General features: G+C 67.8%; 20 protein-coding genes. 7 read left to right on the top strand and 13 right to left on the bottom strand.

What is annotated here, in order from left to right:
* Positions 1 to 96 precede the first annotated feature (96 nt).
* The 4 genes from SOM61_RS02090 to SOM61_RS02075 form a co-directional block, all read right to left on the bottom strand.
* The gene (locus SOM61_RS02090; RefSeq protein WP_320472547.1) at positions 97 to 1743 is read right to left on the bottom strand and encodes a Na+/H+ antiporter; all 1647 of its coding nucleotides are present in this window, start codon (positions 1741 to 1743) and stop codon (positions 97 to 99) included.
* 93 nt (positions 1744 to 1836) lie between these two features.
* Complete coding sequence (locus SOM61_RS02085; RefSeq protein WP_320472546.1) at positions 1837 to 3717, bottom strand: putative bifunctional diguanylate cyclase/phosphodiesterase; 1881 nt, start codon at positions 3715 to 3717, stop codon at positions 1837 to 1839.
* Between the two features lie 182 nt (positions 3718 to 3899).
* Positions 3900 to 6146 carry a hybrid sensor histidine kinase/response regulator gene (locus SOM61_RS02080; protein ID WP_320472545.1) on the bottom strand — a complete coding sequence of 749 codons (2247 nt, stop codon included), beginning with the start codon at positions 6144 to 6146 and terminating at the stop codon, positions 3900 to 3902.
* On the bottom strand, positions 6143 to 7306 hold the full coding sequence (locus tag SOM61_RS02075) for a pyridoxal phosphate-dependent aminotransferase (protein WP_320472544.1): 1164 nt from the start codon (positions 7304 to 7306) through the stop codon (positions 6143 to 6145). The genes SOM61_RS02080 and SOM61_RS02075 overlap by 4 nt, the downstream gene beginning before the upstream one ends.
* A gap of 189 nt (positions 7307 to 7495) precedes the next feature.
* Here SOM61_RS02075 and SOM61_RS02070 point away from each other — a divergent pair, with 189 nt between their 5' ends.
* Genes SOM61_RS02070 through SOM61_RS02050 form a run of 5 tightly spaced genes read left to right on the top strand, consistent with a single transcriptional unit; the run spans position 7496 to position 12720 of the window.
* Positions 7496 to 9874 (top strand): bifunctional salicylyl-CoA 5-hydroxylase/oxidoreductase, encoded by a 2379-nt coding sequence (locus tag SOM61_RS02070; RefSeq protein ID WP_320472543.1) that lies wholly within the window; start codon positions 7496 to 7498, stop codon positions 9872 to 9874.
* A gap of 24 nt (positions 9875 to 9898) precedes the next feature.
* Positions 9899 to 10753, top strand: a complete 855-nt coding sequence (locus SOM61_RS02065) for an enoyl-CoA hydratase family protein (RefSeq protein ID WP_320472542.1) — start codon at positions 9899 to 9901, stop codon at positions 10751 to 10753.
* Positions 10753 to 11901 (top strand): acyl-CoA dehydrogenase family protein, encoded by a 1149-nt coding sequence (locus SOM61_RS02060; RefSeq protein ID WP_320472541.1) that lies wholly within the window; start codon positions 10753 to 10755, stop codon positions 11899 to 11901. The genes SOM61_RS02065 and SOM61_RS02060 overlap by 1 nt, the downstream gene beginning before the upstream one ends.
* Positions 11902 to 11921: 20 nt before the next feature.
* Positions 11922 to 12314 (top strand): RidA family protein, encoded by a 393-nt coding sequence (locus SOM61_RS02055; RefSeq protein WP_320472540.1) that lies wholly within the window; start codon positions 11922 to 11924, stop codon positions 12312 to 12314.
* Positions 12315 to 12327: 13 nt separating this feature from the next.
* Positions 12328 to 12720, top strand: coding sequence for an ASCH domain-containing protein (locus SOM61_RS02050; protein WP_320472539.1), 393 nt, complete (start codon positions 12328 to 12330; stop codon positions 12718 to 12720).
* A gap of 1 nt (position 12721) precedes the next feature.
* Here the strand turns inward: SOM61_RS02050 and SOM61_RS02045 are convergent, their stop codons facing one another.
* Complete coding sequence (locus SOM61_RS02045) at positions 12722 to 12871, bottom strand: hypothetical protein (protein WP_320472538.1); 150 nt, start codon at positions 12869 to 12871, stop codon at positions 12722 to 12724.
* Positions 12872 to 13028: 157 nt separating this feature from the next.
* Between SOM61_RS02045 and SOM61_RS02040 the strand changes: the two genes are divergently transcribed.
* Complete coding sequence (locus tag SOM61_RS02040; RefSeq protein ID WP_320472537.1) at positions 13029 to 13367, top strand: hypothetical protein; 339 nt, start codon at positions 13029 to 13031, stop codon at positions 13365 to 13367.
* Positions 13368 to 13754: 387 nt separating this feature from the next.
* Here the strand turns inward: SOM61_RS02040 and SOM61_RS02035 are convergent, their stop codons facing one another.
* Both SOM61_RS02035 and SOM61_RS02030 read right to left on the bottom strand, forming a co-directional pair.
* Positions 13755 to 15998 carry a xanthine dehydrogenase family protein molybdopterin-binding subunit gene (locus SOM61_RS02035; RefSeq protein WP_320472536.1) on the bottom strand — a complete coding sequence of 748 codons (2244 nt, stop codon included), beginning with the start codon at positions 15996 to 15998 and terminating at the stop codon, positions 13755 to 13757.
* A complete protein-coding gene (locus SOM61_RS02030; RefSeq protein ID WP_320472535.1) occupies positions 15995 to 16474 on the bottom strand; it encodes a (2Fe-2S)-binding protein in 480 nt (159 codons plus the stop codon). The genes SOM61_RS02035 and SOM61_RS02030 overlap by 4 nt, the downstream gene beginning before the upstream one ends.
* 181 nt (positions 16475 to 16655) lie before the next feature.
* On the opposite strand from SOM61_RS02030, the gene SOM61_RS02025 reads away from it, so the two are divergent.
* A complete protein-coding gene (locus SOM61_RS02025; protein WP_320472534.1) occupies positions 16656 to 18659 on the top strand; it encodes a diguanylate cyclase domain-containing protein in 2004 nt (667 codons plus the stop codon).
* 153 nt (positions 18660 to 18812) lie between these two features.
* On the opposite strand, the gene SOM61_RS02020 is transcribed toward SOM61_RS02025, so the two are convergent.
* The 6 genes from SOM61_RS02020 to SOM61_RS01995 all read right to left on the bottom strand — a co-directional run bounded on the left by SOM61_RS02020 (position 18813) and on the right by SOM61_RS01995 (position 24444).
* A complete protein-coding gene (locus SOM61_RS02020; RefSeq protein ID WP_320472533.1) occupies positions 18813 to 20150 on the bottom strand; it encodes an erythromycin esterase family protein in 1338 nt (445 codons plus the stop codon).
* 1 nt (position 20151) lies between these two features.
* Positions 20152 to 21474 carry an SRPBCC family protein gene (locus tag SOM61_RS02015; protein ID WP_320472532.1) on the bottom strand — a complete coding sequence of 441 codons (1323 nt, stop codon included), beginning with the start codon at positions 21472 to 21474 and terminating at the stop codon, positions 20152 to 20154.
* Positions 21475 to 21512: 38 nt separating this feature from the next.
* Positions 21513 to 22178 carry a phosphoribosyltransferase gene (locus SOM61_RS02010; protein ID WP_320472531.1) on the bottom strand — a complete coding sequence of 222 codons (666 nt, stop codon included), beginning with the start codon at positions 22176 to 22178 and terminating at the stop codon, positions 21513 to 21515.
* Positions 22179 to 22325: 147 nt separating this feature from the next.
* The gene (fghA, locus tag SOM61_RS02005; protein WP_320472530.1) at positions 22326 to 23168 is read right to left on the bottom strand and encodes an S-formylglutathione hydrolase; all 843 of its coding nucleotides are present in this window, start codon (positions 23166 to 23168) and stop codon (positions 22326 to 22328) included.
* A gap of 62 nt (positions 23169 to 23230) precedes the next feature.
* On the bottom strand, positions 23231 to 23821 hold the full coding sequence (locus tag SOM61_RS02000; protein ID WP_320472529.1) for a chromate transporter: 591 nt from the start codon (positions 23819 to 23821) through the stop codon (positions 23231 to 23233).
* On the bottom strand, positions 23818 to 24444 hold the full coding sequence (locus tag SOM61_RS01995; protein ID WP_320472528.1) for a chromate transporter: 627 nt from the start codon (positions 24442 to 24444) through the stop codon (positions 23818 to 23820). Before SOM61_RS01995 ends, SOM61_RS02000 begins: the two co-directional genes overlap by 4 nt.
* Positions 24445 to 24492: the final 48 nt, after the last annotated feature.

Below are 24492 nucleotides of genomic sequence, written 5' to 3'. Positions count from 1 at the left end.
CCGATCCTACCGATAGCTTCCCCTGATCACTGTACGCGAAGTAACGTAGGCGCAGTCTGAAGCATGTAGGCGCAATCTGAATCAGACTGCGCGTGCTCAGCGGTAGCGCGCCTCGACCAGGTCGATCTCGCGCAGCAGCTTGCGCGCGATCTCGTCCGACAGCTGGTTGTGGCGCGCCATGCGCAGCAGCACCGCGCGTTCCTGCTCGAGCGCGGCCAGGCGATAGTGGCGCTCGGCATTCTCGGCGGCGCGCGCGCGGACCGGTTCGATGCCGGCGCCGGTGCCACCATCGAGGCGGTACTGGTACAGGCTGCGCACCTGGTCGGCCGCGCTGGCATGCATCTCGGCCGCGCCTTCGGCATCGCAGCCCGCGGTGGGCGACGGCGGCGGGGCCGTCGCAATCGCTTCCAGCGCGGCCAGCGCGGCGGCGTGGCGCGCCTGGTCTTCCTCGCTTTCGTGAGCCGCCTCGGCCGGCAGCTCCAGGCCGCGCAGCACGCGCGGCAGGCCGACGCTGGCCAGCACCAGCGACACCACGATCACCGCGCTGGCCAGGAAGATCACCAGGTCGCGTCCCGGGAACGGCGTCCCGTTCGGCATCGCCAGCGGCAGGGTCAGCACGCCGGCCAGGGTGATCGCGCCGCGCACGCCGGCCAGCGAGGTGGCCAGGATCAGGCGCGGATTGGGGCGGTACACGGCTTGCTGCTGGCGCCGTGCGGCCAGCAGGGTCAGGCGCAGCGAGATCCAGACCCAGATGAAGCGCAGCAGGATCAGGCCGACGCTGATGGCCAGCGCATTGCCCAGCAGCCACCAGACGTCGTGGGCCGCCGGCAGCTCGGGCGCGACCAGCGCCGCTTTCACGATATTCGGCAACTGTTCGCCCAGCAGCACGAACATCACGCCGTTCAGTGCGAACTGCACGGTGTCCCAGACCACGGCGCGGCGCACCCGGGTGGTGGCCAGCGCGCGGCCGCTCAGCTCGACGTAACTCATCGTGACGCCGGCCGCCACCGCCGCCAGGATGCCCGAGGCCTGCAGGTGCTCGGCCGCCAGGTAGGCGCCGAAAGGCAGCAGCAGGTTGATCAGGATCGGCGATCCGCTCTCTTCGCCGATGCGCGCCGCCAGAATGCGCTGGGCGGCGCTGACGGCCACCGTCAGGCCGACGCCGATCGCGATGCCGGCCAGGGCCACCCACAGGAAGGTGAGGGTGGCGTCGCCCAGCGAAAAGGTGCCGGTGAGCGCGGCCGCCACCGCGAAGCGGAAGCACACCAGGCCACTGGCGTCGTTGAGCAGCGATTCGCCCTCGAGGATGTGCATCAGGCGCGGCGGAATCGGCACGCGCGCCGCGATCGACGATACCGCGACCGGATCGGTGGGCGCCAGGATCGCGGCCAGCGCGAACGACACGGCCAGCGGCAGCGACGGGATCAGCCAGTGGATCAGGAAGCCGGCCCCGATCACGGTGAACAGCACCAGGCCGAGCGCCAGCTCGAGGATGGTCGAGCGGTCGCGGAACAGGCCGACCTTGGGGATGCGCCAGCCGTCCAGGAACAGCAACGGCGGCAGGAACACGAGGAAGAAGATGTGCGGCTCGAGCCGCACACCATGGCTGGTGGTGCCGGAGATGGCGGCGCCGAGCGCGATCTGGACCAGCGGCAGGGGGACGGCGAACGGCAGTATCCGCACCAGATAGCCGCTCGCCACCACCGCCAGCAGCATTGCCAGTACGATTCCTACCTCATCCATCGATATCTCTCCCGTTTCAGCATGTCATGACAGGATGAAATGATACGGGATCGCGCGGCTTTACGTCGGCGGCGCTTGTGCCGCGCCGGCCGCTCAGGCCAGTAACGCAGGAAGACCGCGCAGATGCGCTAACAGATCTTCCAGCGGCATCGGCCGGTGGAACAGATAACCCTGCATGCTGGCATTGCCGTGGCGCGCGAGATATCCGGCCTGGGCCTCGGTCTCGACGCCCTCGGCGACCACGCGCAGGCCCAGGTGGCCGGCCATCGACAGGATCGACTGCACGATCGCGGTGCCGTCCTTGTCGTGCGGGGTGTCGCGGATAAAACTCTTGTCGATCTTGAGTTCGTACAGCGGCATGCGGGTCAGGTAGGCCAGGCTCGAATAACCGGTGCCGAAATCGTCGACCGAGATCCGGATGCCGAGCGCGGCCAGCTCGTGCATGCGCTCGATGGTGCGGTCGCGGCGGTCGACCAGCAATCCTTCGGTGATCTCGAACACCAGCTGGCCGGGTGGCACCCCGGTATCGTGCAGGATGCTTTCCACCCGCGCCACGAAGTCGGGCTGGCGGAACTGCATCGGGCTGACGTTGACCGACAGCGGCAGCGGATGGCCGGCGCGCGCCAGCGCATGCCAGGCCAGGCAGGCTTCGCGCAGCGCCCATTCGCCCAGCGGCACGATCAGGCCGCTCGACTCGGCGACCGGGATGAACTGGTCGGGCGGCACGCTGCTGCCGTCCTTGCGGCGCCAACGCATCAGGAGCTCGGCCCCGCTCGGGCGCCGCGCGCCGTCGACCTGCAGCTGCAGGTGCAGCGACAGCTCGCCGTGGTCCAGCGCCAGGCCCAGGTCGCGCTCGAGGGTGAGGCGGCGCTCGGCGTCGCGCAGCATGCCGGCCTCGAACAGGGTCACGCCGTTGCGGCCGCGCGCCTTGGCGTGGTACATGGCTGTATCGGCCTCGCGCAGCAGGTCGTGCAGCGGGGCCGGCGCGCCTGCCGCCGCGGTCAGCGCGACGCCAATGCTGGTGGTGGCGTAGTAGCGCTGGCCTTCGATGATCATCTTTTCGCACAGCGCGCCGCGGATCTCTTCGGCCAGATCCAACGCATGCGCGGTGGCGGCGCCGGCGTCCGGGCCCAGGTCGTCCAGCAGCACCACGAACTCGTCGCCGCCCAGGCGCGCCACGCAGGCCTGCTCTCCGGCCACCGCAGCCAGGCGTTCGGCCGCCTGGCGCAACAGCTCGTCGCCGACGGCATGGCCGCGCGCATCGTTGACGTTCTTGAAGTTGTCGAGGTCGACGTACAGCACGGCGCCCAGGGTGCTGCCGCGGCGTGCGCGCTCGGCCAGTTCGGCCAGGCGGTCCATCAGCAGGCGCCGGTTCGGCAGGCCGGTGAGCACGTCGTAGAAGGCCAGGCGGTTGACGGCGTCGGCGGCGGTGCGCGCCTCCTGCACCGAGCTTGCCAGCCCCTTGAACAGGGTGCCGGCGGCAAAGGTGACGAGGGCGCCGACGCAGCTGAAGTTGACCGCCACCACCAGCGATGACAACAGCGGATCGGTCTCCAGCCCCGGCACGTACAGCTTCGCGTAGCCGTTCATGCCGAACGCCACGATGCACAGCGCGCCGAGGGCGAGCGTGAGGATGCCGGGCCGGTTGCCGAGCAGGATCACGGCCATGATCGGCGGCGCCATCAGGTAGTTCAGGCTCACCGGTCCCACCGCCAGCATCAGTCCGATGGCGACCATGAACAGCACGGCCAGGAAGTTCAGCACGCGGAAGGTGTGCGGCAGGCGGTCGAGGCGCCAGATGGCGAAGATCCATGCCAGCGCCATTGCATCCATCAGCGCGATCTGCCACAGGCCCTGGCGCAGCGCCACGGCGATGCTCGGCAGGGCGGCGCTGATGCCCAGCAACAGTACGATCGGCAGCAAAGTAGAGAAAACACGCTCGCGCCATTGCGCGATATCGTCAGTGGGAACCATCAGGCAGCATCCAGGTCAGCATGCCCACAGAATTTCTCCGGAGTGCATAAATTTGCTTGTTGGCAAATTCTATGCACGCAGGATGTGCCCTGTCACGCGATATTTACCGCCTTGTTGTTCCGGCACGACCGAAGGTGAAATGGCAACAGGTCCGCCTCGACACGATGCGGACCAAGCTGCGGCTAGCGGGCGGCGGCCGCTGCCAGCAGCTCGCCCAGTTGCAGCGTGCTGACCGGCTTGACCAGGTAATGGTCGAAGCCGGCCTGGCTGGCCGCGTCGCGGTCTTGCTGGCGCCCGTAGCCGGTGGCGGCGACCAGGGTCGCGCCGCTGGTCTGCGGCAGGCGGCGCAGGCGGCGCGCCAGTTCATTGCCATCCATGTCGGGCAGGCCGATGTCGAGGATGCAGACCTGGGGCGCGAACACCTTGGCGATCTCGATCGCATCGACGCCGCAATAGGCGATCTCGACGTCGTAGCCGGTGGCGCGCAGGAACAGGTTGAGCGTGTGTGCGGCGTCGAGGTTGTCGTCCACCACCAGGATGCGCAGCGCGTTCGGCGCCGCATCGATGATCGGGCTGCCTGTGGGAAGCTGGACCGGCAGGTGCGCGGGCACGGGCATGCTTTCCTGCCGGTGGCGCGGCAGGCGCACGGTGAAGGTGCTGCCGTGGCCCAGGCCGGGGCTGCGCGCGCCGACGCTGCCGCCATGCAGCTCGACCAGGCTCTTGGCCAGCGCCAGTCCCAGTCCCAGGCCGCCCTGCGAGCGGTCCGGGGTGCGCTCGGCCTGGGTGAACAGGTCGAACACGCGTTCGACCAGGCGCGCGTCCATGCCGATGCCGTCGTCGCTCACGCTCAGTTCCCAGTCGTCGCCCACGTCGACCAGCTGGAGCTGGATGTGGCCGCCCTCCGGTGTGTACTTGGTGGCGTTGCCGAGCAGGTTGGCCACCACCTGCACCAGGCGCTTGTGGTCGCCCTTGACGTGGGCCGGGCCGGTCGGCAGGTCGAGCACCACCTTGTGGCGCCGCGCGCCGATCAGGGGGCGGATCTGCTCGGCGGCGTCGTCGATCACATTGCGCAGGTCCAGCACCTGGGTCGACAGCGACACCAGGCCGCGCGTCACGCGCGACACGTCCAGCAGGTCGTCGACCAGGCTGGTCATGTGCTCGACCTGGCGCGCGATGATGGCGCAGGTCTGGGTGATCTGGGCGTTATCCGAGTGCAGCAGCTTGAGCAGGTGGGCGCCGGTGCTGATCGGCGCCAGCGGATTTCTCAGCTCGTGCGCCAGCATCGCCAGGAATTCGTCCTTGCGCTGGTCGGCGGCGCGCAGTTCGCGCTCGGCCTGGCCGCGCGCGGCTTCCTTCTTCTGCAGGTTCTCGGCCATCTCGTCCAGCGCCGCCGCCAGCCGCCCGATCTCCTCGTTGCCGTATTCGATCTTCGTGCGCGCATCGAGCTCGCCGGCGGCGATGCGGCGCGCGACCGTGGTCAGGCCGCGCACCCGCTGCACGATCAGTTTTTCGCCAGCCAGCCAGGCCGCCAGCAGCGCCAGCAGGGTGGTGGCGCCGAGGCCGAGAAGGGACATGAACTGGGCGTCACGCGCGACCTGGGTGATCAGGTCGGTCGGCACGCCGATGGTGATGGTGTAGTCGGTGAGGGTCGGCGAGCCGACGCGGGCGAAGGCGTGCAGGCGCTCGATCCCGTCCTCGCTGCGCACCACCAGCGCGCGTTCGTGCGGCCCGCGCATGGCGTCCAGCAGCGGGCCGGTGACGCGCTTGCCGAACCAGCGCTCGGGGTCGGGGCGGCGCGAGATCAGGTTGCCCGAGGCGTCGGCCGTCTCCAGGATCGAGCCGGGCGGCATGCTGATGTCGTTGACGAAGGTGTCCAGGCCGGCCAGGTCCATGGCCGCGAACACCACCGCCACCACGTCGCCCGAGCGGTCGATGACGGGATAGGTGAGATTGATCGTATGCTTGCGGATCACGCGCCCGAACACATAGTCGCTGGCGATGAAGCGGCGTTCGGCGATGGCGCGCTTGAAGTGGCTGCGGTCGCCCAGGTTCACCGGATGCAGCATCGGCACCGCGCTGCAGGAGACGTCGCCGTTCAGCTGGATCAGGCCGAAGTTGACGTAGCCCTCGTTGCGGTCGAGGACATTGGCCAGCAGGGCGTTACAACCAGCGGTGTCGCCCATCAGGTCGGGCACGCTGACCAGGTCGACCAGGATCTGGCGCGCGCGGTCGATCGATTGCGCCTCGTTGGCGGCCGCCAGGGCGGTGAGGCGCTTGAGGTTTTCTTCCGAGGCGCGGATCGCCGCCTCGCGCTCGCGCAGACCGCCCAATACGGTGACGACGGCGATCGGTGTGATCGCCAGCAGCACCAGCAGCATCAGGCGGCTGCGCAGGCTATTCAGGCGAAAGCGCCACAGCAAACTGCTCATCGAGGCTCCGGCGCCTGCGCCAAGCGCGTACCGAATGCAATGATGCGGCGCACGCCTTCCATCAGGGTGTCTTCATCGTCCGAGATATAGCCGATGCGGATGAAGCCTGGCTCGCCGAGCGCGTCGCCCGGCATCAGCGCCACTCTTTCCTCGTCCAGCAGGCGCTCGGCGAAGCCGACCGTGTCCATGGTGAGCCCGCGCACCTCGCCCCACAGGTAGGGGCCGGAAGCCGGCGCATGCATGGTAATCCAGGGCACGTCGGCGAAGCGGCCCACCACCAGGTCGCGCCGCGCGCGATAGTCGCGCAGCAGCTCGTGCGGCGTGCCGGTGGCGAAGGCGGCCACCGCCGCCACCTGCGACAGGTGCGGCGCGGCGGCCGTGATCGGCCCCTGCAGGGTCTGCATCGCATTCACCAGGGCGGCGGGGGCGAGCGCGAAACCGACCCGCCAGCCCATCATGGCATAGCTCTGCGAGGCCGAGAACAGGGTGACCACGCCCACCGTGCGCCAGTCGCACAGCGCCGCCAGCGTGACGTGTTCGCCGTCATAGATCAGGTGTTCGTAGCTCTCGTCGACGATCACGTGCACGCCGCCGGCCGTCGCCCAGTCGCGCACCAGTTCCAGTTCGCGCCGGGTGAATACCTTGCCGGTCGGGTTGTGCGGATTGTTCAGCACCAGCACCTTGACGCGGCCGAAAGCCGCCAGGCACGCTTCGGTGAGCGTTTCCGGCAGGTCGGCCAGCACCACCTCGAGTCCCAGCAGTTCGGCGGTGGCGAGATAGGCCGGCCAGTGCGGACGGAACACGGCGATGCGGTCGCCCGGATCGGTCATCGCATACAAGGCCTGGTAATACGCCTGCTTGCAACCGTTGGTCACGATGATCTCATCCACCTGCGCCTCGATCCGGTTCTCGGCCGCCAGCTTGGCGCGCAGCGCCTCGCGCACCTTCAGCGCGCCGCCCACCTCGGTATACGGCAGTGTGCGCTCGCTCTCGATGGCGCCGGAGACGGCGTCCAGCACGGTGGCCGGGGCCGGGAAGTGCGAAATCGCGATCGAAAAATCGATGACTTGTTCACCCGCATTGCGCAGCGCTTCGGCGCGGCCATGCATGGCGGTGGTGGCAAGGGGACGGGAGTGCGCGATTCGGTCTGAGATCTTCATCTTGTCGGTGGCGTTTATCCAAGTTGGGTGGCCGGCTGCGCATCATCCGGGCTCTCGGTACGTTCTTTCTTGATTGTACTAAAAACTGGTGATTTCCAGAGGGGGTTTCTTACGCGCGCAACAAGTAATTGATACCTCAAGCATTGGGGTCGGGTAAACTATCACCCACACCAGCATCGGGGAGGGGAAATGAACATCGTCTGCGTGGGCGGCGGCCCTGCCGGTCTCTACTTTGGCCTGCTCATGAAACTGCGCCATCCGACGCATGCGGTGACCGTCATCGAGCGCAACCGGCCAGGGGACACCTTCGGCTGGGGCGTGGTGTTCTCGGACCAGACGCTGGGCCATCTGGCCCGGGCCGACGAACTGAGCGCGCGCGCCATCCTGCAATCGTTCAATCACTGGGACACGATCGATGTCCACTTCAAGGGCGCCACCGTCACCTCGCACGGCCACGGCTTTTGCGGCATCGGGCGCAAGCGGCTGCTCGACATCCTGCAAGAGCGCTGCCGCGCGCTGGGCGTGGACCTGGTGTTCGACACCCGGGTCGAGGACGTGCCCGAGCTGGCGCGCCGCTACCGCGCCGACCTGGTGCTGGCCGCCGACGGCGTGAACAGCGCACTGCGCCAGCAGTACCGCGAGGCATTCGAACCCGAGGTCGAGGAGCGCCTGTGCCGCTTCGTGTGGCTGGGCACGAAGAAGCATTTCGACGCCTTCACCTTCGCCTTCGAGGAGACCGAACACGGCTGGTTCCAGGCCCACGCCTACCAGTACGACGGCGAGACCTCGACCTTCATCATCGAGACGCTAGAGGCCACCTGGCGCGCGAGCGGCCTGGCCGACATGAGCCAGCCAGAGGCGCTGGCCTTCTGCGAGCGCCTGTTCGCGCGCCACCTGGACGGCGAGCCGTTGATGGCGAACGCCGCCCACCTGCGCGGATCCGGCATGTGGATCCGCTTTCCGCGCCTGGCCTGCCGCCAGTGGGTGCATCCGGTCGAGGTCGATGGGCGCCAGGTGCCGCTGGTGCTGATGGGCGACGCCGCCCATACGGCCCACTTCTCGATCGGCTCCGGCACCAAGCTGGCGCTGGAAGACGCGATCGGGCTGGCCGACGAGCTCGGGAAAGAAAGTGACCTCTTTGCCGCCCTGGCGCGCTACCAGGAGGCGCGCTTGGTGGAAGTGCTGAAACTGCAAAGCGCCGCGCGCAACTCGATGGAATGGTTCGAGAACGTGGCGCGCTACACGGCCATGGAGGCCGAACAGTTCGCCTATTCACTGCTCACCCGCAGCCAGCGGCTGTCGCACGAAAACCTGCGCCTGCGCGACGCCGCCTATGTCGACGGTTTCGAGCGCCGTTTTGCGGTTGCGGCGGCGCACCAGGCCGGGCTGGCGCCGCCCTCGGGGCCGGTGCCGCCCATGTTCACGCCCTACAAGGTGCGTGGCGTGCTGCTGAAGAACCGGGTGGTGGTCTCGCCGATGGCGCAATACTCCGCCGTGGACGGTGTGGTCGGCGACTTCCACCTGGCCCACCTCGGCGCGCGGGCGCTGGGCGGGGCGGCGCTGGTGATGGCCGAAATGACTTGCGTCTCGGCCGACGCCCGCATCACGCCCGGCTGCCCGGGCCTCTACACGCAGGAGCAGATGCTGGCCTGGAAACGCATCGTCGACTTCGTGCACACGGCCAGCGACGCCAGGATCGGCATCCAGCTCGGCCATGCGGGCGCCAAGGGCTCGACCCGGTCGATGTGGGACGGCATCGACCTGCCTCTGGATAGCGGCAACTGGCCGCTGCTGTCGGCCTCCCGCCAGCAGTACATCGAGGGCGTCTCGCAGATCGCGCTTGAAGCGACGCAGGGCGACCTGGAACGCATCAAGGACGACTTCGTGCGCGCCACCCGGGCTGCTTTTGACGCCGGCTTCGACTGGCTCGAACTGCACTGCGCGCATGGCTACCTGCTGTCGAGCTTTATTTCTTCCCTGACCAACCGGCGCCAGGATGCCTACGGCGGCAGCCTGGAAAACCGCTGCCGCTATCCGCTCGCGGTGTTCGCGGCGGTGCGCGCGGCCTGGCCGGCCGAGCTGCCGATCAGCGTGCGCATCTCGAGCCACGATTGGGTCGAGGGCGGCACCACGCCGCAGGAGGCGGTGCAGATCGCGCGCCTGTTCCGCGCGGCGGGCGCCGACATGATCGACTGTTCCTCGGGCCAGGTCAGCAAGCACGAGCGGCCCGTGTTCGGCCGCATGTTCCAGACCCCGTTCTCGGACCGGATCCGCAACGAGGCCGGCATCCCGACCATCGCCGTCGGCAGCATTTACGAAGCCGACCACGTCAACGGCATCATCGCCGCTGGCCGCGCCGACCTGTGCGCGGTGGCGCGTCCGCACCTGGCCAACCCGGCCTGGACGCTGATGGAAGCGGCGCGCATCGGCTACACTGGCGCTGCCTGGCCGCGCCAGTACGGGCCGGGCAAACAGCAGCTGGAGCGCAATCTGGCGCGCGAACGCCAGCTGCAGGCGGCAAGCGGACTGTCGCCACAGCAGGTGGCCGCGCGCCTGCTCGAAGGCTGATCAGTCAATCATCAGGAGTCACACATGCATTATCTACCGGGGCAGTCGCACCGCCTGCCGGGCGGGCGTAACAGCCTTGCCGGCTACGCGGCGCAGCACTTCGGCTTCGCGCTCGATGCCGGCGTCGCTACCCTCACCCTGAACCGGCCCGAGCGCAAGAACCCGCTGACCTTCGATTCCTATGCCGAGCTGCGCGACCTGTTCCGCGCGCTGGCGTATGCCGACGACGTGAAGGCGGTCGTGATCACTGGCGCCGGCGAGAATTTCTGCTCAGGCGGCGACGTGCACGAGATCATCGGCCCGCTGACGAAGCTGGACATGCCCGGCCTGCTGGCCTTCACCCGCATGACGGGCGATTTGGTCAAGGCGATGCGCGCCTGTCCGCAGCCGGTCGTGGCGGCGGTCGACGGCGTGTGCGCCGGCGCCGGGGCGATCCTGGCGCTGGCCTCCGATATCCGCTACGGCACGGCGCGCAGCCGCACCGCCTTCCTGTTCACCCGGGTCGGCCTGGCCGGCTGCGACATGGGCGCCTGCGCGCTGCTGCCGCGCGTGATCGGCCAGGGCCGCGCCGCCGAGCTGCTGTACACGGGCCGCTCGATGGATGGCGCACAGGGCGAGCGCTGGGGCTTCTTCAACCGCCTGTGCGCGCCCGAAGAACTGCTGGGCGAGGCCACCGCTTTCGCCGCCACGCTGGCCAATGGGCCGACCTTCGCCCATGGCATGACCAAGAAAATGCTGCAGCAGGAGTGGAATATGGGCGTGGACGAGGCGATCGAAGCCGAGGCCCAGGCCCAGGCGATCTGCATGGCGACCAATGATTTTCATCGCGCCTACCACGCCTTCGTGGCCAAGGAACGGCCGCGCTTCGAGGGGGATTGATGGACTACCTGGACTGGCCCTTTTTTGAAGAGCGTCATGGCGCGCTGGCGCGCGAACTCGATGCCTGGGCGGTGGACAACCTGACCGATGCGCATGGCGGCGACGTCGATGCGGTCTGCCGCGCGCTGGTCGCGCGCCTTGGCCGCGACGGCTGGCTGCGACACGCCGTCGGCGAAGAAGCCATCGATACCCGCGCCATCTGCCTGATCCGCGAAACGCTGGCGCGCCACGCCGGCCTGGCCGACTTCGCCTTCGCGATGCAGGGCCTGGGCAGCGGGGCGATTTCGCTGTTCGGCACCCAGGACCAGAAGCGGCGCTGGCTGCCGCCGGTGGCCAACGGAGAAGCGATCGCCGCCTTCGCCCTGTCGGAGCCGGAAGCCGGCTCCGACGTCGCCGCCATGCGCTGCGCGGCGAGGCGCGACGGCGACGACTGGGTGCTCGATGGCGAGAAGACCTGGATCTCGAACGGCGGCATCGCCGATTTCTACGTCGTCTTCGCCCGGAGCGGGGACGGCGGCGGCGAGGGGGGGAGGGGCTCGAAAGGTATCTCGGCCTTCATCGTCGACGCCACGACCCCCGGCCTGGAGATCGCCGAGCGCATCGACGTGATCGCGCCGCATCCCCTGGCGCGCCTGCGGTTCACCGGGTGCCGCGTGCCGGCCGACTGCCTGGTCGGGGCCGAAGGCCAGGGCTTCAAGGTGGCGATGGCGACGCTGGACGTATTCCGCACCTCGGTGGCCGCCGCCGCGCTGGGCTTCGCGCGGCGCGCCATGGAAGAAGCATTGGCGCGCGCCCAGGCGCGGCCCATGTTCGGCAAGACCTTGGCCGACTTCCAGCTCACCCAGGCCAAGCTGGCCCAGATGGCGCTGGAGATCGACGCCGCCGCGCTGCTGACCTACCGCGCCGCCTGGCTGCGCGACAGCGGCAAACGGGTGACGAAGGAAGCGGCAATGGCCAAGCTGGCGGCCACCGAATCGGCGCAGCGCGTCATCGACGCCGCGGTGCAGCTGTTCGGGGGGCAGGGCGTGCAGAGCGGGCAGGTGGTGGAAAGCCTGTACCGCGAAATCCGCGCGCTGCGCATCTACGAGGGAGCGAGCGAAGTGCAGCTCCTGATCATCGCGCGCGAGCTGCTCGCGCCGAAGGCTTGACCACATTGTCGGGAGCAGGGATGGACATTCTTCAACCGCCGGGCTGGCCGCGACCCAGGGGCTATGCGAATGGCGTGGCCTGCCGTGGACGGCAGATTTACGTCAGCGGCATGATCGGCTGGGACGCCGAAGGGCGCTTCCACACCGACGACTTCGTCGGGCAGGCGCGCCAGGCCCTGGAAAACATCGTCGCCGTGCTGCGCGAAGCGGGCGCCGGGCCAGAGCACATCGTGCGCATGACCTGGTATGTGGTGGACAAGCGCGAGTATCTAGATGCGGGGCGCGCACTCGGTGCAGCCTACCGCGAGGTGCTGGGGCGGCATTATCCGGCCATGAGCGCGGTGCAGGTTGCGGGGCTGATGGAAGAACGGGCGCGGCTCGAGATCGAGGTGACCGCCGTGATACCCGATTGATGAGGCGGAATCGATGCAGAGACTAAAACGCCTGACCTTCTGGGGCGCCGACGAGAATGACGACAGCTTGCCGCGCGCCGTAATCGCTGGACGCAAGACGGTCACCGCCGACACGGTCGAGGATTACTACAAGCCTTATAGCGAGTACGGCGATGGCAGCTATGAGGTAGGCGACCTGATCGAAGTGTACGACCTGAGGCAGCGCCTGCGCTGCCTCATCCGCGCCGTCGACGTCCAGATCATCCGTTTCGGGGACATCCCGGAGGCGGTGTGGCGGGGTGAGGGATTCGCCAGCGCGCGGGAGTTCCAGGACGTCCACGTTCGCTGTCTACCGCAATACGAACTGCATGACGACTTCGAGTTCGTCACCCTGCATTTCGAACTGGTCGAAGTAATCGCGGGCTGAGTTAAGGCTTGCTCGATGCGAGCCTGTCCAGTCTGTCCTGCTGGTTCTGCTTATAGAACAGGAAGGCCATCATGGTCGTGGCAAGCAACAACACCACGCTGGCGGCATCGACCGTCACATTGACGCGAACGTCTACTTTTACATCTTTCATGGAATTCTCCGGATGCATGGTAAGTGTTGGCGCTGAACGCATGGGGGCGTGGTGTATCGAGCATGGCATGGTGCGGTGCTGGCCTGCGCTATCGACCGAGCGCCACCACCCCGGTCATTCTGGTAACTTGGTTCAATAGTGAACCAAGGAGCAACACATGAACAATCCCATCGTGCACGTCATCCAGGATTTCGCCATCGCCGAGCAATTGCGGGCCGACCTGCTGGCCGCCGGCCTGTCCCAGGACAGCGTCGCCCTGTCGCCCATCGGAGACGAGGCGGGTCCGGGCCAATCCAACTTCACGGTCGGGGACTCGCCGTCGGCCAAGGGCGGCACCGACTACGACGACGTCTTTCGCCCGGAAGGCGATATTCACGGCGCCTGCATTCTCAGGGTGCTGGCCCAGAATCCACGCGAGGAAGAGCTGGCGCGGGCCATTGTCGAACGCCATCGCGCGGCGAATCCGCACGCGCTGAGCGAGCAGCGCCTGCCGTAACCTCGTCATTCCCGCCCTCGCCGGGGCGACTTGGCGGGAATCCAAGTTTGCCCGCGCTATCGCTGCCGTTTAAGCTGTCAGTGACGCATAGGACTTGGATTCCCGCCTACGCGCACTGGTGTCCGGAATATTTATACGCAAAGTATGCATCGTCATCCCCGCGGAGGCGGGGATCCAAGTGAAATCACAGAATGTTCATGCTCTTGCGTGACCCGAACGTTCATCGGAGGTCGATTTTTAGGCCACTGGCCATGCACACTTAGGTTCCCGCCAAGGCGCCCGGCGAGGGCGGGAACGACGTGATTTTTCCTATACAGCGGCCTTTTTCAAGCGCCCAAAATTATTCCGGACACCAGTGCGCCTACGCGGGAATGACGAGTTGGTCTGCTAGCTCCAGCTCAGATCAACCTTGCTGAGCGGGAGCTCGCGCACCCGCTTGCCGGTGGCGGCGAAGATCGCGTTGCATACCGCCGGCGCCAGCGGCGGCAGGGGCGGCTCGCCCAGGCCCGTCACCGGATGATCCGACCTCACGAAGTGCATCTCGATCTTCGCCGGCGCGTCGCCGATGCGCAGCAGCTGGTAATCGTGGAAGTTGCTCTGCACGATGCGGCCGTTCTCGAGGTTCAGCTCGGGGAACATCAATGTCGACAGGCCGTCGATCACGGAACCCTCCACCTGGTTCTCGGCGCCCGACAGGTTGATGATGGTCGGGCCGACGTCGGACGCCACCACCACGCGGTCGACCTTCACCTTGCCGTCCTTCGAGACGGTCACCTCGGCCACTTGCGCCACATAGCCGCGATGGCTGAAGTGGAAGGCGATGCCTTGCCCCTGGCCGCGCGCGAACTTCTTCTTGCCCCAGCCGGCCTTGTCTGCGGCGGTCTGCAGCACCGCGCGCATGCGCGCCACGTTATAGGGCTGGCCGCGCTCGACGCTCGGCGCCACGATATCCTTATCACCCAGCAGTTCGAGGCGGAAGGCCAGCGGATCGCGTCCGCCCGCATGCGCCAGCTCGTCGATGAAGCTGTGGAAGGCCCAGGCGAACACGCAGCTGCCGGGCGCGCGCCACGGCCCCATCGGGATGCTGCACTCCAGCGCGGTCTGCTCCAGCTGGCAGTTGGCCAGCCAGCGGCCCGGGAACTCGTCGGGCGACAGGCTGCCGCCGCTGCCGGGGCGCAAAGTGCTCTTGCCGTCCTGTTCCACCCGGTTGGCGAAGGTGACGAAGTGATTGTGCCATCCCACGACCTTGCCGGCCTTGTCGACGCCGCCGCGCAGGAAGTGGAAACCGCCCGGACGGAAGTGGTCGTGCTGCAGGTCGTCCTCGCGGGTCCAGGTCAGCTTGACCGGGGCCTTGTCCTTCATGCGCTGGGCGATCGCCGTCGCTTCGACGATGAAGTCCGAGCTCAGGCGCCGGCCGAAGCCGCCGCCGCTGCGGATGATGTGCATCGTGATCTTCTCGCTCGGGATGCCGCAGGTGCTCGAGACGAGCGCCTGGCCCGCGTTCGGGTTCTGGGTCGGGGCCCACAGTTCGAGCGCACCGTCGGGCTTGATCCAGGCGGTGCAGTTCTGCGGCTCCATACTGGCATGCGAGATGAAGGGGTAGCTGTAGGCCGCTTCCACGGTCTTGGCCGCGCCCTTGAGGGCCTTGGGGACGTCGCCATCCTTGCGCAGCACGGTGGCGCCGGGCTGTTTGGCGGCCGCCTTGGCCTGGGCCGTGAAGTCGGCCCAGCTGTGCTTGGCGGCGCCGCTTTCGTCCCACGTCACTTCGAGCGCGCGGCGGGCGCGGATCGCCGCCCAGGTCGAGGTGGCGACGATCGCCACGCCGGGACGCAGGCCGTTCAGGTTGCCCGTCCCTTCGATGATGAAGGCGTCCTTGACGCCGGGCAGGGCGCGCACCGCGTCCAGGTTGGCGCGCAGCGGCTTGCCGCCGAACACCGGGCACTTGACGTATTGCGCGTGCAGCATGCCGGGAAGCTGGACGTCGATGCCGAACAGCGGCTTGCCGCTGACGATGGCGGGATTGTCGACGCCACCGATGCGCTTGCCCAGCAGTTTGAAGGTGGCCGGGTCCTTGACCGCCACGCTCGCCGCTTCAGGCAGCGGCAGCTTCGCCGCCGCATCGACCAGTGCGCCATAGGCCAGGCGCCGCTTGCTGGCCGCGTGCAGGACATGGCCGCCGTCGGTCGTGCATTCGGCGGCGGGCACTTTCCAGGACTGGGCCGCGGCCTGCACCAGCACGGCGCGCGCGGTGGCGCCCAGGCGGCGGAAGTTTTCGTAATTGTTCGGGGTCGAGTTCGAGCCGCCCGCACCCTGGCTGCCATAGGCCTCCTGGTTCAGGTCGCCCTGGACTACGCGCACGCTTTCCCAGGCGACATCGAGTTCCTCGGCGATCACCATCGGCAGCGAGGTCTTGATGCCCTGGCCGATCTCGGGCTGCTTGGAAATCAGCGTCACGCTGCCGTCGCGCGCGATGCGGATGAAGGCGTTCGGCACGAAGTCGGGGTTGGCGGATCCGGTCTTGGTATCGGTCACGGCGGCCAGCACGCCTTGCGCCGACATGCCGATCAGGAAGGCGCCGCCGGCGGCGCCGGCGCGCAGGAAGCCGCGGCGGGAGGTGGAAGCGAGCGTCATGCCTTGGTCCCTTCGGTCGATGCGATCTCGGCGGCGCGGTGGATGCCCTTGCGGATCCGCATATAGGTGGCGCAGCGGCACAGGTTGCCGGCCATGGCGTCGTCGATCTGGGCGTCGGTCGGCTTCGGATGCTGCTTGAGCAGGGCGCAGGCGCTCATGATCTGCCCCGATTGACAGTAGCCGCATTGCGGCACGTCGAGCTCTTGCCAGGCCACCTGCAGCGGATGGCGGGCATCGGCGTCCAGGCCCTCGATGGTGGTGATCTTGGCGTTGCCGATGGCGGACACCGGCAGCACGCAGGCGCGGGTCGCCACGCCGTCGAGATGGATGGTGCAGGCGCCGCACTGGCCCAGGCCGCAGCCATACTTGGTCCCGACCAGGCCAAGGGTATCGCGCAGGGCCCACAGCAGCGGGGTGTCGGCTTCGACGTCGACGGCCTGCGCCTTGCCGTTGATATTCAGGGTGTATGTACTCATGACGCTCCTTCAAGGCAGTCCGAACAAGCTGATAATCCTAGCTGAAATTTCACTTATTCAACAGTATTGCTGAACAGGTCTTGCTAAGCCTTGAACAGATTCTGTCTCGTTTCCCTGCCTTGCTTGGGAGGTACGGATTAGTATGTGATACTTTGTTGCATTGTCGTTGATAATCATCTCTATGCTTAAACGTGGTCTGCGCCTGGTGCCGGCAACCCTGAAGCTGCGCATGGCGTGCGTCGCCGCCGTCCTGGTATTCGTGGCCACCTTGCTGGTCACCCTGTCGACCCTGGCGGTGGCCGAGCGCGGCATGAAGTCGGTGATCGGCGACCAGCAGTATGCGATGCTGTCCAATGCCGCGTCATTCATGGATGACCGCATTGTGACGCGTATCACCCAGGTCGAAGCGCTGGCTTCCCGCATGCCGCCATCGACGGGCGCGAACGACCGTGCGCGACTTTATCTCGAGGCCCAGGCGCCCACCTGGGAGCATGAATACCTCAACTTGATCCTGCTCGATGCCGCGGGCCGGCAAACCGTGTCGATGCGTCCAGTCGGCGACAACAAGCGGCTCGATGCCTCGGGCCGCGACTATTTCGAACGCCCCATGGCAACGCTTCGCGGTTATATGTCGCAGCCTTTCTTCAGTCGCATCTCTGAACGCGAGGTTGTCATCGTGAGTGCACCGGTACGTGACAGGGCCGGCAAGCCAAGTGGAGTACTTACTGCCAGCATGGACCTGCAGTCCTCGGGATTCCTGCGCCAGATATCGGCGTTAAGGCCGGGTGGGTCGGGCTATCTGTTCCTCATGACCGACAACGGGACCATGATCGATCATCCCGATCGCCGACGGCTGTTGCAGACGGCCGAGCAGGCTCCTTATGTCAATGCAAAAACCGATCCCGCGCTCAATGGCTTCGAAGGCTGGCTGGAAGGCAGGGACCGGGATGGCAGGACGTATATCTACGCTTACAAGCGCCTGCGTACGACGGGCTGGATTCTCGGGGCACGTTACCCCACCGAGGAAGCTTTCGCTCCGCTGGCGCAGATGCGCCGCAACGCCATCTACGGCGCGAGCGGCCTGGCGCTGGCGTCCGGCGTGCTGGCCTGGGCGCTGGTGTTCCGGTTGCTGGCGCCGCTGCAGCGCCTGCGCGACCGCATCCGCGCGATCCGCCACGACGGCGCAGACATCGCGGTGCTGCACGACGCCCGGCGCGACGAGATCGGGGAATTGGGCAATGCCTTCTACCAGCTGATGGCCGAGCGCGAGAACGCCGAAGGCCTGCGCGCGGCCAGCGAGAAGCGCCTGCGCCTGATCACCGACAACCTGCCGGTGCTGATCGCCTACCTTGATCGCGAGCGGCGCTTCAGGTTCGGCAACGCGACCTTCGAGCGCTGGTTCGGGGTCACGCCCGAGCGGCTGGTCGGCATGTCGATCGCCCAGCTGATGGGTGAAGATGCCGCGCGCCAGGGCGCGGATGGCCTGGAAGGCGCGTTCGCCGGCCGCGCCACCACCTGCCAGATGCGGTTGCTGATCGGGGGCGCGCCGCGGGTGCTGGAAGGCGTCTATATCCCCGACTTGCAGCCGGATGGCAGCGTGGCCGGCGTGTACGCGCTCAAGCACGACATGACGCACGTGAAGGAGGTCGAAGAGCAGTTGAGCCGCCTCGCGCGCATCGATACCCTGACCGGCCTGGCCAACCGGCGCAGCTTCAACGAGACCCTGCAGCAGGCGCTGGTGCGCGCCTCACGTCACGGCCGGGCGCTGGCGCTGGCCTACCTGGACGTGGACCACTTCAAGCGCATCAACGACAGCCACGGCCACGGCGTGGGCGACGAGGTGCTGAAGGAATTCGGCGAACGCCTGCGCACCTGCGTGCGCGCCAGCGACCTGCCGGCGCGGCTGTCGGGCGACGAGTTCGTGGTGATCCTGGAAGATATCGGGAGCGGTGGAGAGGCCGAACATATCGTGGCCCAAATCGCCGCCAAGATCGTGGCCGCGATGCGCGTGCCGTTCGTCACCGGTGCCGGGATGCTGGCGGTATCGGCCAGCGTCGGCGTCGCATTGTGGCGGCCGGGTCAGGGTGAAGACGCGCTGCTGGCGGCGGCAGATGGGGCTTTGTACGTGGCAAAGGCGAATGGCCGGGATGGTTATGCCGTAGGTGAGCGTGATTGCGCCACCTAAGCTGAACGTCGTCCCCGCGCAGGCGGGGACCCAAGTTTTGTTCGCATCACGGCAGCGCAGGCACAACTTGGGTTCCCGCCTTCGCGGGAACGACGTGCGCGCGCTAGCGATGCACGCGCGCTAACAACGTGCCGTGCTAACGACGTACGTGCATCACAACCCGCCCGGATACGTCTCCGGCGGCTCGCCCGAATGCCAGCCGCTGGTCGCGTCGAGCGGCTCCACCGCCGTGGTGCGGTCGATGTGGATCACGGCGTCGAACTGGCGCGGCAGCTGGGCCATGAAGTAGTGGCTCTGGCGCTCGCTGCGCGGCAGGTACAGCACGCCGATGGCGCGCTCCAGCCGCTCTTCCATCAGCGCGTCGCGCGCCGGCGACGGCTCGCGTAGCGGCAGGAAGAAGCGCTCGATGCCGGTGCTGTGCAGCAGGTGCTCGTAGCTGTTCTGCAGGGCCGGGCGCACATGCTTGTGCAGGCCCTCTCCATCCCATTCCGAGGCCGCCGTCACCCGGCCCTCGTAGGTGGTGAAGCCGATCAATACCGTGTCGGCGCCGTGGGCCTTGCGCGCCAGTTCGCCGAGCGTCCATTCCCCCTGGCGTCCGATCTCGGTCGCGCGCGCGTCGCCGATATGCGAGTTGTGTTCCCAGACCACGATGCGCGCCGGCTTGCCATCCTGCGACAGGTGACGCGCCACCGCGTCCAGGGTCTCGGCCATGTGGCTGTCGCGCAGGTTCCAGGATGAGATGCTGCCCTTGAACATGGTGCGGTAATACTCTTCCGCGTTCTTGACGAGGCGCGCGTTCTGCTGGGCGTAAAAGAACGCGTCGCCGGAGCCATCGGCCTGTACGTAGTCGAAGGCGCGCTGCTGCAGGGTGCGCAGGGTGGCGATCACGCCTTCCTGGCACGAGGGCGACATGCCGAAGCTGGCCTGATAGCCGTATTGCTGGCTGTCCCGCTCGTAGTGGTCGAAGCAGGCGTAGACCTTGCGCGCCTCGCGCGCGGCGTTGGGGTCGACCCGTTCCAGGTAGCGCAGCACCTCGTGGATCGAGGTGTACATGCTGTACAGGTCCAGGCCATAGAAGCCCGCCTTTGTGGCGGCGGCGCCCGCGCCGTCGTTGTGCGTGCACAGCCACTCGATGAAGTCGAGCACCGCCGTGTTGCGCCACATCCAGGCCGGGAAGCGTTCGAAGCCCGACAGGGCGGCGCGGCCGTTCGCATCCGCGCCTTCGCCGCGCACGTAACGATTAACGCGCCAGGCATCGGGCCAGTCGGCTTCGACCGCCACCGCGGTGAAGCCTTTTTCCTCGATCAGGCGCCGGGTGATGCGCGCCCGCTCGGCATAGAACTCGTGGCTGCCGTGGGTGGCCTCCCCAAGCAGCACGAAGCGGGCGTTGCCGACCATGTCGAGCAGGGCGTCGTAGTCGTCCGCGCCCCCGGTGAGGGGGCGGGCCGACGCGCGCACCGCGTCGAGGGTGGCATTGGTGAGGATGGCCACATCAGTGCAAGGCGCTGTGGCTCGGCGGCGCCTGATGGCCGGCGTAGTGGGCGCCGCCGCGCTCGATGAACTCCTTCATGCGCGCCAGGTCGTCGTCCATCTGGCGTTGCGGATCGGCGCCCAGCATGCGCGCGATGCCGTGGCCCAGCGCGCCAGCCGGCGGCGAGTAGGTCATGTGTACCGTGACGCGGGTGCCGTTGCCGGACGGCTCGAAGGTCACCGTGCCTTCCTGCTCGATTTCCGAACCCGGCTCGCTGCGCCACGACAGGCGCTCGGGACGCGACTGCTCGGTCATGACGGCGTTCCAGGCGTATTCCATGCCGCCGGGGCCGCGCACCACCCAGTGCGAGCGGCGGTGGCCCAGGTCGCGCACCTCGGTCACGTGCGACATGAAGCGCGGGAAGTTCTCGACTTCGGACCAGGCATCGAACACTTCCTTCGGCGAGGCGTCGATGTGGACCGAGTTCTCCACTTCGACCTGGCTGGCGGCGCCGCGGTGACGCAGCGAATCGACCAGCTGGCGGCCGCGGTCGCTGCGCAGCAGAACCGCCAGCGCGCCCAGGCCGAGCAGGGCCACGGCCGGCGAGCGGCGCGCCAGGCCGACCACGCTCAGGGCGCCGGTACCCAGCAGGGCGGAATTGGTGAGCGTCGGGCTGCGCGAGCCGAACACCTGGCTCAGGTGGTCGGTCCATGCGCGCACCTGGTTGCCGGCGGCGTGGGCGCGCGAGCGGGCGTCGGCTTTCAGGCTGTGCGCGGTCTGTTCCAGGCGTTCGCGCGCATGGTCGGCGCGTTCGCGGGCGCGTTCGGCAGCATGTTCGGCGCGGTCGCGCGCCTGGTCGGCGGCGTACTCGGCATGTTCGCGCGTTTCATGGGCGGCATGGCTGGCGCGGTCGCGCGCCTCGTAGGCGGCGTGTTTCACGCGATCGCGCGCCTCGTATGCGGCGTGGCTGGCGCGGTCTTTCGCGTCGTACGAGGCCTCGGCCAGGCGCTCGCGGGCATGTTCGAGCCGGTCGCGCGTGCGGTGCGAGACCTCGGCCAGGCGGTCGCCTGCCGCATGGGCGGCGCCGGCCAGGCGTTCGCCGGCAATGGCGGCGGCGCCGGTGGCGCGCACGCGCGCCGAGTCGAGGCGGTCGCCGGCGTCGTGCCAGGCGTGCCCGAGGCGGTTGCCGGTGCGTTCGCGCGCGTCGCGCAGCGCGCCGCGGGCGTTGGCGCGGCGCTTGGCACCGCGATCCGGGTCGAATGCGTACATCAGCAATGCGCCTGCGACTGCTGCGCCGATCCACTTGCCCACGTTGTTTGCTTGTTCATTGTTCGTATCGTTCATCTCGGCTCCTTGAGGTAGGGTTGACTGGCGCCGTGGCGTTAGCGCGCCCACGCCTGCGCCAGCAGGGATTGCACTTCTTCATCGTCGGTCTGCTCGAAGCGCCGGTACCACTGCCCCACGGCGCGAAAGCGCATCGGGGCGAGGGGGCAGACCACCTCGTCGGCAACGCCACGCAAGACCTGCAGCGCATCCTGGGCCGCCACCGGCACCGCCAGCACCAGCCTGGACGGATGCTGGCGGCGCGCGACTTCGACCGCCGCCAGCATCGTCGATCCGGTGGCGACGCCATCGTCGACCAGGATCACGCAGCGTCCCTCGAGCCGGGCCGGCGGACGCTCGCCGCGGTAGCGCCGCTCGCGCCGCGCCAGCTCGGCCTGTTCCGCCGCAACGACCGCATCGACCTCGGCCTGGGTTACGCCCATCAGGCCCGGCACGCCGGGCTGCAAGACGCACACGCCGCCGCTGCCGATGGCGCCCATGGCGAACTCCGGCTGGCTGGGCAAGCCGAGCTTGCGCACCAGCATCAAGTCGAGCTCAGCACGCAGCGCCTGGGCGATGGGGAAGGCAACCGGCACGCCCCCGCGCGGCAGAGCGAGTACCAGCACAGGCGGGTCGACTTCGGCGCGTCCGGCGTAATGACGCAGCGCCCCGGCCAAATGCCTGCCGGCGTCGATGCGGTCGATGAATGGTTCTGGCTCTTGCATGATGAAGAAGTTGTTAACTTCCAGCATACACAGGGACGAGCGTAGCCGTCGTTCGTTTGCCGCGAGGAATGATGCTGAGGAGAATGGCGGCCCCGGACGGGGCCGCGCGTGGGTGTCTGACAGCTTAGAACCTACCGGGATAGGTTCTTAGCCGAGCTGGCTGCTGTGGAAACGCAGGTGGTCTTCGACGAAGGTCGAGATGAAGTAATAGCCGTGGTCGTAGCCGGCGTGGCGGCGCAGGGTGAGCGGCTGCCCGGCCTTGGCGCAGGCATCCTCGAACGCCTCGGGCAAGAGCTGCTCGACAAGGAATTTGTCGCCCAGGCCCTGGTCGATCAGGATGCCGCCAGGGAAGGGCGCGCTCGTGTGCGACGCCATCAGTGCGCTGGCGTCATATTGCTGCCAGGCGCTTTCGTCGGCGCCGAGGTAGCCGCCGAAGGCTTTCTTGCCCCACGGGCAGCGGCTTGGCGCGGCGATCGGCGCGAAGGCCGAGACCGAGCGGAACAGGTCGGGGTGCTTGAGCGCCATGGTCAGCGCGCCATGGCCGCCCATCGAGTGGCCGAAGATGCCCACCTTGCCTGGATCGGCCTGGAAGGTGGCCAGCACCAGCGCGTGCAGTTCCAGCAGGTAGCTGTGCATGCGGTAGTGGCGCGCCCACGGTTCCTGGGTGGCGTCGAGGTAGAACCCGGCGCCGGCGCCGAAGTCCCAGCTGTCGCTTTCTCCCGGCACATTGGCGCCGCGCGGGCTGGTGTCGGGCGCAATCAGGATGACGCCCAGTTCGCTGGCCAGGCGCTGGGCGCCGGCCTTGATCATGAAGGTTTCTTCGGTGCAGGTCAGACCGGCCAGGTAGAACAGCACCGGCAATTTCTTCTCGCCCGCCGCCGGCGGCAGGTAGACCGAGAATTTCATGGGCAGGCCGATGGCAGCCGAGTCGTGCTGGTAGAAGCGCTGCACGCCGCCGAAGCAGGCGTGTTCATTGAGGAGTTGGGGCATCTTGGTGTTCGATACAGTTTAAGGATGACGCCAGTATGCCGGTTCCAGGCGGCGCTTGCCAACTAGACCACGCCCAGCGCTCCCAGCAGCGCGCCGAGCGCCAGCATCCACAGCAGGTGCAGGCGGGTGCGCCAGATGACGATGGCGGTGGCCGCCGTCAGCAACCACAGGGGCCAGTTGTCCATGTGTTCGCCGCCCTTGCCGCCGCCGGTGGCCAGCAGCCAGGCAGTCGACAGCAGCATGGCGATCACCAGTGGCGCCATGCCCTGCTTGAAGGCGCGCACGGCGCGCAGCTCGCGGTTGCGCTGCGCCCATTGCGCCACCTGGTAAGTGAAGACGGTGGAGGGCAGCATGATGCCGATCATCGAGATCGCGACGCCGCTGAGCGCGGCCGTCATGCTGCCGGAATTGAGTCCCACGTTCCAGCCCAGCAGGGCCACGAACAACACGTTGGGCCCGGGCGACGATTGGGCCAGGGCCACCGAGTCGGCGAACTGGGTCTGGCTGAGCCAGCCCTGGCGCTCGACCAGGTAGCGCTGCATCTCGGAGGTGGTCGAGATCGCGCCGCCGAGCGACATCATGGACAGCATCAGGAAATGGACGAACAGGTTCAGCCAGTCGTGCCAGCCGAATACCAGGACTGGCGCGTTCATGGCTTGAGCCGGCGCCAGGCCAGCACGCAGCCGAGGCCGCCGAGCAGGCCGATCACGGCCGCCAGCGGCACGCGGATCCAGGCCAGCAGCACGAAGCCGGTGGCGGCGATCGCGATGCAGGCCGCGAGCGGGATCACGTTCCTGGTCAGCGCGACCGACATGCGCAGGCCGGTGGCGGCGATCAGGCCGGCGGCGACGGCGGCCATGCCGCGCAGGGCGCCCTGCAGCTGCGGTTGAGCGGCGAACTGCGCATAGACCAGGGCCAGGCACAGCACCAGGATCAGCGGCACGGTGAGGATGCCGGCCAGGGCGCTCATGGCGCCGGCCAGGCCGAAGTGGCGGGTGCCGATCATCATGGCCAGGTTGCATACGTTGGGGCCCGGCATGATCTGGGCCACCGACCATTCTTCGATGAATTCCTCGTTGCTCATCCAGCGCTTGCGCTCGACGACTTGCTGCTGGATCACGGCCAGCACGCCGCCGAAGCCCTGCAGGGCGATCAGCGTGAATGAGACGAACAGGTCGGTCAGCGAGGTTGGACGGGGACGATCGGGTTCGGCCGACGCCGCAAAAGGTGCGGACTCCGGCGCGGAAGGCGGCAATGGCAGGGGTGAGGCGCTCATCTGGCGATTATCGCCGCAGGGCCCGCGCCGTGTCCACGAGCTACCCGC

It is taken from the genome of Massilia sp. CFBP9012 (genome assembly GCF_034045115.1).
Taxonomy (GTDB): Bacteria; Pseudomonadota; Gammaproteobacteria; order Burkholderiales; family Burkholderiaceae_D; genus Telluria.
The sequence above is the reverse complement of the archived record's forward strand: the minus strand, read 5'-3'. Positions and strand labels throughout refer to the sequence as shown.